Source organism: Streptomyces albiflavescens, assembly GCF_014645835.1.
GTDB classification, from domain to species: domain Bacteria; phylum Actinomycetota; class Actinomycetes; order Streptomycetales; family Streptomycetaceae; genus Streptomyces; species Streptomyces albiflavescens.
In genome coordinates, this window is sequence record NZ_BMMM01000003.1 from 189339 (window position 1) to 202268 (window position 12930).

At 70.6% G+C, this 12930-nt stretch carries 10 protein-coding genes and 2 pseudogenes; 6 read left to right on the forward strand and 6 right to left on the reverse strand.

Features of this window, described 5'->3' with window-relative positions; translation table 11 throughout:
• Positions 1–324: 324 nt before the first annotated feature.
• From IEY95_RS10250 to IEY95_RS10265, 5 genes and pseudogenes are all read left to right on the forward strand, one after another.
• Positions 325–910 (forward strand): annotated as a pseudogene (locus IEY95_RS10250) (sensor histidine kinase); the annotation flags it as partial.
• 350 nt (positions 911–1260) lie between these two features.
• Positions 1261–1717 (forward strand): annotated as a pseudogene (locus tag IEY95_RS50370) (DUF3500 domain-containing protein); the annotation flags it as partial.
• 66 nt (positions 1718–1783) lie between these two features.
• Positions 1784–2023: a DUF3500 domain-containing protein gene (locus IEY95_RS50375; RefSeq protein WP_308429305.1), complete on the forward strand. Its 240-nt coding sequence runs from the start codon at positions 1784–1786 to the stop codon at positions 2021–2023.
• Positions 2024–2235: 212 nt separating this feature from the next.
• A complete protein-coding gene (locus IEY95_RS10260) occupies positions 2236–3279 on the forward strand; it encodes an LLM class flavin-dependent oxidoreductase (protein ID WP_189186002.1) in 1044 nt (347 codons plus the stop codon).
• Between the two features lie 66 nt (positions 3280–3345).
• Complete coding sequence (locus IEY95_RS10265; RefSeq protein ID WP_189185619.1) at positions 3346–5700, forward strand: ATP-binding cassette domain-containing protein; 2355 nt, start codon at positions 3346–3348, stop codon at positions 5698–5700.
• A gap of 234 nt (positions 5701–5934) precedes the next feature.
• Here the strand turns inward: IEY95_RS10265 and IEY95_RS10270 are convergent, their stop codons facing one another.
• The 5 genes from IEY95_RS10270 to IEY95_RS10290 form a co-directional block, all read right to left on the reverse strand.
• Positions 5935–6906: a lysophospholipid acyltransferase family protein gene (locus tag IEY95_RS10270; protein WP_189185620.1), complete on the reverse strand. Its 972-nt coding sequence runs from the start codon at positions 6904–6906 to the stop codon at positions 5935–5937.
• On the reverse strand, positions 6906–7676 hold the full coding sequence (locus IEY95_RS10275) for a GNAT family N-acetyltransferase (RefSeq protein ID WP_189185621.1): 771 nt from the start codon (positions 7674–7676) through the stop codon (positions 6906–6908). Before IEY95_RS10275 ends, IEY95_RS10270 begins: the two co-directional genes overlap by 1 nt.
• 396 nt (positions 7677–8072) lie before the next feature.
• Positions 8073–8822 carry a succinate dehydrogenase/fumarate reductase iron-sulfur subunit gene (locus tag IEY95_RS10280; RefSeq protein ID WP_189185622.1) on the reverse strand — a complete coding sequence of 250 codons (750 nt, stop codon included), beginning with the start codon at positions 8820–8822 and terminating at the stop codon, positions 8073–8075.
• Positions 8819–10777 (reverse strand): fumarate reductase/succinate dehydrogenase flavoprotein subunit, encoded by a 1959-nt coding sequence (locus IEY95_RS10285; RefSeq protein ID WP_189185623.1) that lies wholly within the window; start codon positions 10775–10777, stop codon positions 8819–8821. Before IEY95_RS10285 ends, IEY95_RS10280 begins: the two co-directional genes overlap by 4 nt.
• 1 nt (position 10778) lies before the next feature.
• Positions 10779–11450, reverse strand: a complete 672-nt coding sequence (locus tag IEY95_RS10290; protein WP_189185624.1) for a succinate dehydrogenase — start codon at positions 11448–11450, stop codon at positions 10779–10781.
• A 120-nt stretch (positions 11451–11570) separates the two neighbouring features.
• Here IEY95_RS10290 and IEY95_RS10295 point away from each other — a divergent pair, with 120 nt between their 5' ends.
• Entirely contained in the window at positions 11571–12452 is an 882-nt protein-coding gene (locus IEY95_RS10295) for a LysR family transcriptional regulator (RefSeq protein WP_189185625.1), read from the forward strand.
• Between the two features lie 4 nt (positions 12453–12456).
• Here the strand turns inward: IEY95_RS10295 and IEY95_RS10300 are convergent, their stop codons facing one another.
• Positions 12457–12867, reverse strand: a complete 411-nt coding sequence (locus IEY95_RS10300) for a nuclear transport factor 2 family protein (protein ID WP_189185626.1) — start codon at positions 12865–12867, stop codon at positions 12457–12459.
• Between the last annotated feature and the right edge of the window lie 63 nt (positions 12868–12930).

Sequence of the window (12930 nt, forward strand, 5' to 3'; positions counted from 1 at the left end):
GCGTGGCGCGACCCCAGCGGCGCGGCGCACGAGGGAAACCGGGTGACATCGGCGTGCTGCGCGAGGCCCGGATGACGTCGGCGTGCCGCGCGTGGTCCGGAGACATGGCGCCGGGAGACTTCCGCCAGGCCATGGTGAACGGCGACACCAACCCGACTCCAGCAGGATCGACGAACGGAAGAACCTCTGCGCGACGCAGCGGCGGCCGGCGACCTTCGAGCCGAGCCCACAGTTCACCCTCAGCCACGGCACAGCGCTCCCCCAACGAGCTACGACACGGTGGCCGGATGCCTGGCACTTCTGGGATCCAAGAGGACCTGAACGCGCGTGCACACACCCGCCGGCACGACGGTCACCGCCTCCGTCGAAGCCACGGACGAGCACCGCGTCATCCGCGTACGAGACGACGGCCCCGGCATCCCGCCGGAACTCCTCCCCACGGTCTTCGAACGCTTCACCAGAGCCGACGTCTCCCGCTCCCGTGGTCCCGGCAAGGAGGCCGGCACCGGTCTGGGGCTGGCCATCGCCACCGCGATCACGTCCGCGCACGGCGGCCGCCTCAGCGTCGTGAGTGAACCCGGGCGCACGGAGTTCAGCATCGAGCTGTCTCCGCGTACGGAGTCCGGGATCGGGCTGTCTCCGCGTACGGAGTCCGGGATCGGGCTGCCCCCTGCCGGCTCCGCCGAGGCGCACGCTCCGGTGCCCAGCCAGAGGTCGGCCGACGGCGCCCAGGAACTCTAAGCGATCTCACATACGCGCAGGTCACGTGCGTTCCCCACGGTCTGGTGCCGCTGATTCGGCTGTCCTTGGAAACCTGATTCAGTTTCGCATCAGCTTGCTGCGCCAGAGTCATCCCCGCGCGGCCGTCCGGAGTGGACGTGCCCATGACGAAGGGAGCCAGCGACGATGACCGAGCTCGACACCGCAGCACCGCAGCACCGGAGCCGCAGCCGGAGACCGGCCGCCGGGTCCACGCGAGCCGCCGCAACTTCATGCGCAAGGTCTTCTTCGCCAGCGGCGCCACGGCGGTCGCGACCATGGGCGGCGCGGGCGCCTGGGCCGCGCTCGCCGACGACGCCACCGGCACCGCCGATGCCTCGGCGTCCGCCGCCCCCAGCGGCGCCCCCAGCGGCGGCCCGGGTGGCGGCACCGGCGGCCCCGGCAATCAATCGATCACCGAGGACTTCTTCGGTCTGACCACCGACGGCAAGCGTAGACGACCTCTATTCGGTCCATTCCACCGGTGTCGCGACCGCACCTGTGATCGCCGCCGCCAACGCCTTCCTGGCCGGCCTCACCGACACCCAGAAGACGGCGACGCAGTTCACCGTCCACTCCACCGAGTGGCGGCTGTGGAGCAACGTCGACTCGTACGCACGCCAGGGGGTCACCCTCGCTGACATGACGGACGATCAGAAGGCTCTGGGCACCGCCCTGTTGAAGTCGGCGCTGAGCGCGGACGGCCTGGAGACCACCGAGAAGATCCGCAAGATCAACCAGGCCGCCGGCTAGGCGATCAACAACACCAGCGCCTTCAACGAGGACGCCTACTACTGGACGCTGATGGGCACCCCGTCGGCCACCGAGCCCTGGGGCTTCCAGTTCGACGGCCACCACCTGGTCATCAACTACTTCGTGCTCGGCGACCAGGTCGTGATGAGCCCCTGCTTCTGGGGCTCCGAGCCGACCTCGATGGAGATCGACGGCGAGACCGTCACGGTCTGCCACGAGGAGGTCGTGGCCGCCCTCGCCTTCATCAACTCCCTGACGGCGGCTCACCTACGTGACCTGGGCGGGTGGCACCGCCGACGACTCCGCCTTCTACGTCCGGGTGCACAGCCCAGTCGTCTGGGTCGAGGTCGACTGCCAGGCCCCGGGCCCGCTCGCGGGCGCGTACGGCGCCACACAGGGCAGCGGCGCGACCCAGAAGCACGTCCACTCCATCATCCGCACGCCGAACGGCAACGACTACGGGAGGGAGCTCCTGCGACAGCACTACCTGACGTCACCTCACCACCAGTGAGGCAGCGGCAGTAACCATCGATTCGGTTTCAGTCATCGCGAGGGCCGCACCCGTCCGGGTGCGGCCCTCGGCGCATGCGAGAGCAGAGGGCCGCACGCCGCGATGATCGCGAGTGCCTTGCTCGTCCCGGAAACCACACGGATCATGGAAGCCACGGAGGCATCCAGACGTTGATGGCTGAGACGTCAGAGACCAGTTCTTCCGGAGCAGCCATGTCGAACCAGCACCATCGCGACACCCACCAGGCGCGGGGCTCCCGTGGGGAAGCGACGCGGTTCTCCGTACTCGACCGCTCGCGCACCCGCGAGGGGCACCCGGTGACCGAGGCCCTGGGCGACACCGTGCGGCTGGCCCAGGACCTGGAGAAGCTCGGTTACCACCGGATCTGGGTCTCGGAGCACCACGGGGTGCCCGGCGTCGCCGGGTCCGCACCCACCGTGCTGGCCGCCGCGGTCGCCGCCGCCACGCGGACGATCCGGGTCGGCACCGGCGGTGTCATGCTGCCGAACCACCAACCCCTCGTCGTGGCCGAGCAGTTCGGTGTGCTGGAGTCCCTGTTCCCGGGGCGGATCGACATGGGCCTGGGCCGTTCCGTCGGTTTCACGGATGGTGTGCGCAGTGCGCTCGGGCGGGACAAGGACGACGCCGAGGACTTCGCGGACCAGCTCGACGAACTCCTCGGCTGGTTCCGCGGCACATCCCCGACCGGCGTGCACGCGCGCCCCACCGAAGGTCTGACCGTGCCGCCCTTCGTGCTCGCCCTGGGCGAGGGCGCCACCATCGCGGCACGAGCGGGCCTGCCGCTGGTCATCGGGGACCTCAGGAACCGGGAGAAGATGCAGAGGGGCATCGACCACTACCGCGCGGCCTTCCGCCCGTCCGTCTGGGCCAGGGAGCCGTACGTCGTGGTCTCCGGCACCGTCGCGGTCGCCGCAGGCCCGGAGGAGGCGCGCCGTCTGCTGCTCCCGGAGGCCTGGTCGATGGCGTACTCCCGCACGCACGGCACGTTCCCGCCACTGCCGCCCGCCGAGCGCGTCGAGGCACTCACCATGACCGCCAAGGAGCGCGGCTTCTACGAGGCCGGCCTGAGCGGCCACATCGTGGGCACCGAAGATCAGGTCGCCCACGAGCTGGAGACACTGATCGAGGAGACCGGCGCCCAGGAGGTGCTGGTCACGACCAGTACGTACGACCGGGACGCCCTCCTGGACTCCTTCCGGAGACTCGCCCGGGTCGCGGGACTGACCACGACCTAGAATCGTGGGGTTTGCCTCGAGCCCCACTGATGTCCAGGCCCCCGGCCGCCCACAGGAGTCCCGCCGATGTCCAGCCCCCGCGGCCCCCACGACTCGTACGTCCGCGTCCGGGGTGCCCGTGAGCACAACCTCCAGGGCGTGGACGTCGACATCCCGCGGGACGTCCTCGCGGTCTTCACCGGCGTCTCCGGCTCAGGAAAGTCGTCGCTGGCCTTCGGGACGATCTACGCGGAGGCTCAGCGGCGCTATTTCGAATCGGTCGCCCCGTACGCGCGGCGGCTGATCCATCAGGTAGGGGCGCCGAAGGTCGGGGAGATCACCGGGCTGCCGCCTGCGGTCTCGCTTCAGCAGCGCCGCTCGTCACCCACCTCGCGCTCGTCCGTCGGTACGGTCACCAATCTCTCCAACTCGCTGCGCATGCTGTTCTCGCGGGCGGGCGACTATCCGGAGGGCGCCGAGCGGCTGGACTCCGACGCGTTCTCGCCCAATACGGCGGCCGGAGCCTGCCCCGAGTGCCATGGACTCGGTCAAGTGCACCGTACGACCGAGGAGTCGCTGGTCCCGGATCCGTCACTGTCGATCCGTGAGGGGGCGATCGCCGCGTGGCCGGGCGCCTGGCAGGGCAAGAACCTGCGGGACATCCTGGATACGCTCGGGTACGACGTGGACCGGCCCTGGCGCGAGCTGCCCGCCGAGGAGCGGGAGTGGATCCTCTTCACGGACGAGCAGCCGGTGGTCACCGTACATCCGGTGCGGGACGCCGAGCGGATCCAACGCCCTTACCAGGGTACGTACATGAGCGCACAGCGCTACGTCATGAAGACCTTCTCCGACACGAAGAGCCCGACGCTGAGGGCCAAGGCCGAGCGGTTCCTCACGAGCGCGCCGTGTCCGGTGTGCGGCGGCAGCCGGCTGCGTCCCGAGGCGCTGGCGGTGACGTTCGCGGGACGGAACATCGCGGAGCTGGCCGCGTCGCCCTTGGCGGAGCTGGCCCGCATGCCGCACGGGGCCACCGAGGCCGCCAGGATCCTCACCGACGATCTGAGATCGCGTATCGCGCCCGTCGTCGAGCTCGGCCTCGGCTATCTCAGCCTGGACCGGGCGACCCCGACGCTCTCCGCAGGCGAGCTCCAACGCCTGCGTTTGGCAACGCAGTTGCGCTCCGGGCTCTTCGGTGTCGTGTACGTCCTGGACGAGCCGTCCGCCGGACTGCACCCGGCGGACACGGAGGCCCTGCTCACGGTCCTGGAGCGGTTGAAGTCGGCGGGGAACTCGGTGTTCGTCGTGGAGCACCATCTCGATGTCGTGCGCGGCGCCGACTGGCTTGTCGACGTCGGGCCGCGCGCCGGGGAGCACGGCGGGCGGGTGCTGCACAGTGGTCCGGTGGCGGAGCTCGCCGCGGTCGAGGAGTCGGCCACGGCTCGATTCCTCTTCGATCGCTCCCCCGCCCCGGTACGCGAAGTCCGGTCGCCGCGCGGCCGGATGAAGATCGGACCGGTCGTCCGGCACAACCTGCGCGGGGTCACCGCCGAGTTCCCGCTCGGTGTGTTCACCGCGGTGACCGGGGTCTCCGGCTCCGGCAAGTCCACGCTGATCGGCGAGGTGACGGAGGATCTGGCAGGCGTCGGACGGCTCGTCTCCGTCGACCAGAGGCCTATCGGCCGTACCCCGCGCTCGAACCTGGCGACGTACACCGGGCTTTTCGACGTCGTGCGCAAGGTCTTCGCCGCGACGGACGAGGCTCGGCGGCGCGGCTACGGCGTCGGGCGGTTCTCCTTCAACGTCGCCGGCGGTCGCTGCGAGACCTGTCAGGGCGAGGGATTCGTCAGCGTGGAGCTGCTGTTCCTGCCCAGCACCTACGCGCCGTGCCCCGACTGCGGAGGGGCGCGCTACAACCCCGAGACGCTCGAGGTGACGTACCGGGGACGGAACATCGCGCAGGTTCTGGACCTGACGGTGGAGGCGGCGTCGCGCTTCTTCGCTGAGACGGACACCCCGGCCGTCGCACGCAGCCTCAGCACCCTCCTCGACGTGGGCCTCGGCTATCTGCGACTCGGCCAGCCCGCCACGGAGTTGTCCGGTGGTGAAGCCCAACGCATCAAGCTGGCCAGCGAGTTGCAGCGGGTACGCCGGGGGCACACCTTCTATCTGCTCGACGAGCCGACGACAGGGCTGCACCCGGCCGACGTCGAGGTGCTGATGCGCCAGCTGCACGGTCTGGTCGACGCGGGCCACACCGTCGTGGTCGTCGAGCACGACATGACGGTCGTCGCGGGCGCCGACTGGGTGATCGACCTGGGCCCGGGCGGAGGCGACGCGGGCGGGCGGATCGTCGCGGCGGGACCTCCGGACGAGGTGGCGCGGGCGCAGGGCAGCACGACGGCTCCGTATCTCGCCCGCGCGCTCGCTCCGGCCCCCTGACATCTGTCCGGCGGATCAGGCCCCCGCGTCTTCGGCGTGATCCGCCCCAGTCAGGCCCTAGGTCCTGTCGTCAAATTCCCGTCGTCCGCCCGGAGGGCGGGCCCTGCGGCGTCAGGTGCGTGCTCTCGGCGTGCCGGGCACAGGCCCTCGTACTGGATGTACTTGGGTCTGTGCCCGGTGCGGCGAGAGTGCGTGCATGGCGTCGCGGGGCAGACGGGAATTTGACGACAGGGCCTAGGCGGACATGACGTGCGGGTCGCGCTGCGTATGCCGCTCACCCTGCGCGGCACGGGCGAGTCCGCGTCGGTCGATGTGTTCGCCGGGTGCGAGCGCGGGCAGCACCTGTACCTCGGCGACGAGCGCGCCGGCCGAGACGACCCGCCATACGGAGGCGAGCAGCGAGTCGCTCCCGACGAACGCGGGCGCGGTGCTCGCGGTGCCGTCGGCGAGCCGGTAGTGGATGCGCACGGGCTGGACGGGCACGTCCGCGTCGAGCGCTGCCTGGAAGACGGCCCGCCGGAAGTGTCCCTGCGCCCGGCCGCACCAGGTGCTGCCCTCGGGGAAGGCGACGACGGCCGCTCCGCCGCGCAGGGCGTCCGCGATCCGCTCCACCGTGCCGGGCAGGGCGCGGAGCCGGTCGCGTTCGATGAACAGGGTGCCGCCGCGGGCGGCCAGCGCGCCGGCCACGGGCCAGCCGCGAACCTCGGTCTTGGCGAGCATGCGCGCCGGGCGGACGGCGGCGAGCAGGGGGATGTCCAGCCACGAGATGTGGTTGGCGACGATCAGCAGTCCCCCGGTGGGCGCGGCGGCCCCGGTGAACCGCACCCGTACGCCGGAGGCGCGGACCACGGACCGGCACCAGCGACGGATCCACCGGTCGCGGGCCGTCGCCCGCAACCGTCCGACGAGCGGGGTCAGCGCGACGCCGACGAGGACCAGCGCCAGGACCGAGACGAGCCGTGCAGCGGCGCGCGGCACGGCGGCCCAGCAGGCCGTGGAATCCACGCAGCTGTGCGGAGAGCAGGGCGCGGTGGGCAGCCACGCACTGGTCGGCGGGTCGGGGCGAGCCGCGACGGGACCTGGTGCCGCGGACACCGTCGCGGTGTCCGCGAGCACCGGCCCGCGCGGGCCGGGCAGCGCCGCCCCGCCGAAGCGGGGGCGGCGTATGACGGGCAGGCGCGGCGTTCCGGTGCGGGGGGCGCTCATCAGGCCGGGACGAGCGAGAGGAAGTGCCGCAGATAGCGCGGGTTGACCCGGCGCATCGACAGCAGCACGTACAGATCGGCGACACCGAAGTCGGCGTCGTGCGCCGGCTGGCCGCACACCCAGGCGCCGAGGCGGAGGTAGCCGCGCAGCAGCGGGGGCAGCTCCGTCCGCGCGGGCCGGGCGACGCCCTCCGCACTCCAGGGCAGCAGCGGGCGAACGCGGTACTCCTCGGGCGCCAGGTGCTTCGCCTGGACCCGGTCCCAGCTCCCGGCCGCGAGCGCGCCGCCGTCGGCCAGCGGAATCGAGCAGCAGCCCGCGAGCCACTCGTGACCACCGTCGACCATGTACCGCGCGATCCCGGCCCAGATCAGCCCGATGACCGCGCCGTCGCGGTGGTCGGGGTGCACGCAGGAACGGCCCACCTCGACCAGTCCGGAGCGGATTCCGGCCAGCGGGCCGAGGTCGAACTCGCCCTCCGAGTACAGCCGTCCGGCGACGGCGGCCCGCTCCGGCGGCAGCAGCCGGTAGGTGCCGACCACCTGGTCGCTCACCGTGTCACGGACCAGCAGGTGGTCGCAGTACGCGTCGAAGGGGTCGATGTCGAGGCCCGGCTGCGGGGTGGACAGGAGGGCTCCCATCTCTCCCGCGAAGACGTCGTGCCGCAGCCGCTGGGCGGCCCGCACATCGGCCTCGTCACGGGCGAGCGAGACGGTGTAGCGGGTGGGGGTCACGGGCTGTGGGGGGCTGTCGAGGGTGGAAACGCCGGTCATGGCACTCTCCTGGTCACGGGCCGGTTCGGCGGTGCGGCGGCAGACCGTGTCGGTGCGGTCTGTGCGCTCCTGTTCTTCCGACGCCGGTTGGCGAGCACATGACCGTGGCCAGGAGGTGGGATGTGGGGATGTTGAATGCCGGGGGATCGTCGTCCGTCGAGCCGGCGGCGCCAACGGCTGCGCACCAGCTCAAGGGCCGGACAACAGGCCGCCGCCCGGACCGACGGGGGTGCCTGGCGGGACCGGGGTGAGCACCACTTCCGGTCCCGCCCGTCCGCACCCTGCCGGCGAACGTTTCCTAATAATTCGGGCTCGGCCGGAGCACCCCGTCAAGGGATGCGGGGTACTCCGCGGCCGACCACAATCCCGCGTCCCCCGGCAGGATCCGCCGGAGCCCTAGCGTTGCCCGCCCCTGCGCGTAGCCCGCAGCCACTCCTTGTTCATGCTGGTGATGGAGAACAGCGGGATGCCCTTCGGGCAGGCGGTCGCGCACTCCCCGGCAAGGGTGCACCCACCGAACCCCTCCTCGTCCATCTGCGCCACCATGTCCAACACCCGGGTCTCCCGCTCGGGCGCGCCCTGCGGCAGGACGTTCAAGTGGTTGACCTTCGCCGAGGTGAACAGCATCGCCGCGCCGTTCGGGCAGGCCGCCACACACGCCCCGCAGCCGATGCACTCGGCGTGCTCGAAGGCGAAGTCCGCGTCGGGCTTCGGCACGGGCGTCGCGTGGGCCTCGGGCGCCGCACCGGTCGGGGCGGTGATGTAGCCACCGGCCTGGATGATCCGGTCGAAGGCCGACCGGTCCACCACCAGGTCCTTCACGACCGGGAAGGCCGAAGCCCGCCACGGCTCGATGTCGATCGTGTCGCCGTCCTGGAAGGACCGCATGTGCAGCTGGCAGGTGGTGGTGCGCTCGGGCCCGTGCGCGTCGCCGTTGATGACGAGGGAGCACGCGCCGCAGATGCCTTCGCGGCAGTCGTGGTCGAAGGCGACCGGATCCTCGCCCTTGAGGATGAGCTCCTCGTTGAGGGTGTCGAGCATCTCCAGGAAGGACATGTCGGCCGAGATGTCGTCCACCTCGTATGTGGACATCGCTCCGTCGGCGTCGGCGTTCTTCTGTCGCCAGACGCGCAGGGTGAGCTTCATGCGTAGCTCCGCTGAGTGGGGTGGACGTACTCGAAGACCAGGTCTTCCTTGTGCAGGACGGGCGCGTCACCGGTGGCGGTGAACTCCCAGGCGGCCGCGTACGAGAACTCCTCGTCGTTGCGGGCGGCCTCGCCGTCCGGCGTCTGCGACTCCTCACGGAAGTGCCCGCCGCAGGACTCGGACCGGTGCAGCGCGTCGAGGCACATGAGCTCGGCGAGCTCCAGGTAGTCGACTACGCGGTTGGCCTTCTCCAGGGACTGGTTGAACTCCTCGCCCGTGCCCGGGACCTTGATGCGCCGCCAGAACTCCTCGCGGATCTGCGGGATGCGCTCCAGTGCCTTGCGCAGTCCGGTCTCGGTGCGGGCCATACCGCAGAACTCCCACATGAGCTCGCCGACTTCGCGGTGGAAGGAGTCGGGCGTGCGGTCGCCGTCGACGGCGAGGAGCAGCCGCAGTCGGTCCTCGGTCTCGGCCAACACCTCCTGGACGGCGGGGTGTTCGTCGGTCACGTCATCGTCGGCGGAGCGGTGCGGGTTGCGGGCGAGGTAGTCGTTGATCGTCGATGGCAGCACGAAGTAGCCGTCGGCCAGGCCCTGCATCAGGGCCGAGGCGCCGAGGCGGTTCGCTCCGTGGTCCGAGAAGTTCGCCTCGCCGATCGCGAACAGGCCGGGGATGGTGGTCTGGAGGTCGTAGTCGACCCACAGTCCGCCCATCGTGTAGTGCACGGCGGGGTAGATCCGCATCGGGACCGTGTACGGGTCCTCGGCGGTGATCCGCGCGTACATGTCGAAGAGGTTGCCGTACTTCTCCTCGACCTTCGCCCTGCCCATCCGCCGGATGGCGTCGGCGAAGTCCAGATAGACGCCCTGGCCGCCCGGGCCCACTCCCCTGCCCTCGTCACAGACGTTCTTGGCGGCGCGGGAGGCGATGTCGCGGGGCACCAGGTTGCCGAAGGACGGGTAGATGCGCTCCAGGTAGTAGTCGCGCTCGTCCTCGGGGATCTCGTTCGGCGGGCGGGTGTCGCCCTGCGCCTTCGGGACCCAGATACGGCCGTCGTTGCGCAGCGACTCGCTCATCAGGGTGAGCTTGGACTGGTGGTCGCCGGTGCGCGGGATGCAGGTGGGGTGGATCTGGGTGAAGCAGGGGTTGGCGAAGTAGGCGCCGCGCCGGTGCGCCCGCCAGATCGCGGTGGCGTTGGAGTTCATGGCGTTCGTCGAGAGGTAGAAGACGTTGCCGTATCCGCCGCTGGCGAGGACCACAGCGTCGGCGTAGTACGTGTCGATCTTCCCGGTGATCAGATCGCGGGCCACGATCCCGCGGGCCCGCCCGTCGACCACGATCAGGTCGAGCATCTCGGTCCGGGGGTGCATCTCGATGTTGCCCGCGGCGATCTGCCGGGACAGCGCCTGGTAGGCACCGAGCAGAAGCTGCTGGCCCGTCTGGCCCCGGGCGTAGAACGTCCGTGACACCTGGACGCCGCCGAAGGAGCGGGTGTCGAGGAGACCGCCGTACTCGCGGGCGAAGGGCACGCCCTGCGCGACGCACTGGTCGATGATCTCCACCGAGATCTGCGCCAGCCGGTGGACGTTCGACTCGCGCGCCCTGAAGTCGCCGCCCTTGACGGTGTCGTAGAAGAGCCGGTGGACGGAGTCGCCGTCGTTGCGGTAGTTCTTCGCCGCGTTGATGCCGCCCTGCGCGGCGATCGAGTGGGCGCGGCGGGGCGAGTCCTGGTAGCAGAACTGGACGACGTGGTAGCCCTGTTCGGCGAGGGTGGCGCCGGCCGAACCGCCCGCCAGGCCGGTGCCCACGACGATCACCGTGTGCTTGCGCCGGTTGGCCGGGTTCACCAGCTTGGCCTCGAAGCGTCGGGTGTCCCAGCGCTCGTTGACCGGGCCGGTCGGGGCCTTGCCGTCGACGACCGGGTCCCCGGTCGCGTACTCGGTGTATGCGGTCATGTCAGCTCACCACTCCAGTCATGACACCGACGGGTACGCAGATGAAGCCCGCCGTCAGTACCAGCGCCAGGACGTTGGCGACGGTCTTGAGGGCGCGGTCGCGGGTGCGGCGACCGGCGCCCAGGGTCTGTGCCGCGCTCCAGAAGCCGTGCCGGATGTGCAGGCCGAGCGCGAGCATCGCGACGATGTAGATGACGTTGCCGTACCAGGTGGAGAACGTGTCCACGACGTTCTGGTACGGGTGGCCCTCCTGGAAGCCGCCGGAGTGCACGGTGCCGGTCGTCAGGTCGAGGATGTGCCAGACGATGAACAGGCCGAGGATGATGCCGCCCCAGCGCATGGTGCGCGTGGCGTAGCTCGCCCGCGGCTTCTTGTGGACGTACTTGCTGGGGCGCGCGTTGATGTCGCGGCGGCTGAGCTGGTACGCGGAGACGGCGTGTGCGACGACGGCGACGACCAGCACCACGCGGATGAGCCACAGCGTCCACTCGTAGTGCATGAAGGGTTCGCCGACGGTGCGCAGCCAGTGCGCGTAGTGGTTGAACTCGCCCGCCCCGAAGTAGATCTTCAGATTGCCGATCATGTGGGCGACCAGGTACAGCACCATGATCAGTCCGCTGACGGCCATCACGGTCTTCTTGCCGACGGAGCTGTCCCACACAGTGCGTGCCATGGACGGCCGTCGGTCCGTCCGCGTTGCCAGAGCCATGTCACGGAACGCTAGGGCTCCGAGGGCCGATCGGTCCAAGACATGGTCCGGCTCGATTCCATAGGCATGGACTATCGTGGCTGTGTGCAGTTCCAACAGCTCCAGTACTTCGTGGCGGTCGCCGAGACCCGGCACTTCACCCGGGCCGCCGATCTGGTCCATGTCGCCCAGCCGTCCCTGTCCCAGCAGATCAAGGCGCTGGAGCGGGAGCTGGGGGCGGATCTGTTCCTGCGGGCGCGCGGGAACATCACGCTCACGGACGCGGGCGAGGCGCTGCTGCCGCTGGCCCGGCGCATCCTGGCCGACGCGGACACGGCCCGGCACGAGGTACAGGAACTGGCCCAGCTGCGCAGCGGCCGGGTCCGCCTCGGCGCGACCCCGAGCCTGTGCACCGGTCTGCTCCCGGACGTACTGCGCGCCTTCCACGACCGCTATCCGGGTATCCAGCTGCTGATCGAGGAGGGCGGTTCGCACGACCTCGTACGAGAACTCGCGCGCGGTGCCCTCGACCTCGCCCTGGTCGTCCTGCCTCTGCCCACGCCGTCCCCCGCGCTGACCACGGTGGAGGTGCTGCGCGAGGACCTGGTGGTGGTGTCGTCGCCGGACGCGCCCGCGCCGGGCCGCGGCCGCACGGTACGGATCGCCGACCTGGAGGGCGAGCGTCTGGTCATGTTCCGGCACGGCTACGACCTGCGAGAGCTGACCGTCGCCGCGTGCCGCGCCGAGGGCTTCGAACCCGTCTTCGCCGTCGAGGGCGGCGAGATGGACGCCGTGCTCGGCTTCGTCCGGGCGGGGCTCGGCGTGGCTGTCGTACCCCGCATGGTCGCGACCCGGTCCGGGCGGGGGCTGCGGGTGACCCCGCTGGCCCGGCCCGGGCTGCACCGGACGATCGCGCTGGCGCATCGCAGCGATGTGGCTCCGCCGCGGGCGGCCCGGGAGCTCCAGCGGATGCTGCTGGAGCGTTGAACCGTCAGCTCGGCCGGACGCCATGGATCGCTGAGGTGATGGGTGCGTCTTCGACGAAGGCGTCGAAGCCCACGAGCCTGCCGTCCCGGACGGTCAGGACGTGCACGATGGCTGCATCGAAGGACTGCCCGGTGTCCCGGCCCGTGCCCCGCGTGCGCCCCACCGCGACGACCTGCGAACCGGCGTCGAAGAACTGGGTGATCTCGATCTTGCTCTCGATCAGTTCGAAGGTGTTCTTGAACAGATCGAAGAAGCCGGGGAGGCCGAAGTAGTCGCCGCCGTACGGCAGTTCCTTCGTCACATGGATCTCGATCCGGGGATCGGCCAGGGTCTGCAGGGCGTCGCGGTCGGAGCGCAGCAGGGCGTCGTACATCGCGACGGCGACGTCCCTCGCGGTGGTGGGCGAGTGGGGCATGTCGGACTCCAAAATGGTCAGGCGGAAGGAAGGTGGAAGTCGGTCACCAGGAAGGTGGAGGTC

What these genes read in the sequence shown, in the direction of transcription:
- IEY95_RS10270 (WP_189185620.1), bottom strand. Translation starts at nt 6,906, where the DNA reads ATGAGCGCCCCCCGCACCGGAACGCCGCGCCTGCCCGTCATACGCCGC.
- IEY95_RS10265 (WP_189185619.1), top strand. Translation starts at nt 3,346, where the DNA reads ATGTCCAGCCCCCGCGGCCCCCACGACTCGTACGTCCGCGTCCGGGGT.
- IEY95_RS10290 (WP_189185624.1), bottom strand. Translation starts at nt 11,450, where the DNA reads ATGGCACGCACTGTGTGGGACAGCTCCGTCGGCAAGAAGACCGTGATG.
- IEY95_RS10285 (WP_189185623.1), bottom strand. Translation starts at nt 10,777, where the DNA reads ATGACCGCATACACCGAGTACGCGACCGGGGACCCGGTCGTCGACGGC.
- IEY95_RS10280 (WP_189185622.1), bottom strand. Translation starts at nt 8,822, where the DNA reads ATGAAGCTCACCCTGCGCGTCTGGCGACAGAAGAACGCCGACGCCGAC.
- IEY95_RS10275 (WP_189185621.1), bottom strand. Translation starts at nt 7,676, where the DNA reads ATGACCGGCGTTTCCACCCTCGACAGCCCCCCACAGCCCGTGACCCCC.
- IEY95_RS10300 (WP_189185626.1), bottom strand. Translation starts at nt 12,867, where the DNA reads ATGCCCCACTCGCCCACCACCGCGAGGGACGTCGCCGTCGCGATGTAC.
- IEY95_RS10260 (WP_189186002.1), top strand. Translation starts at nt 2,236, where the DNA reads ATGTCGAACCAGCACCATCGCGACACCCACCAGGCGCGGGGCTCCCGT.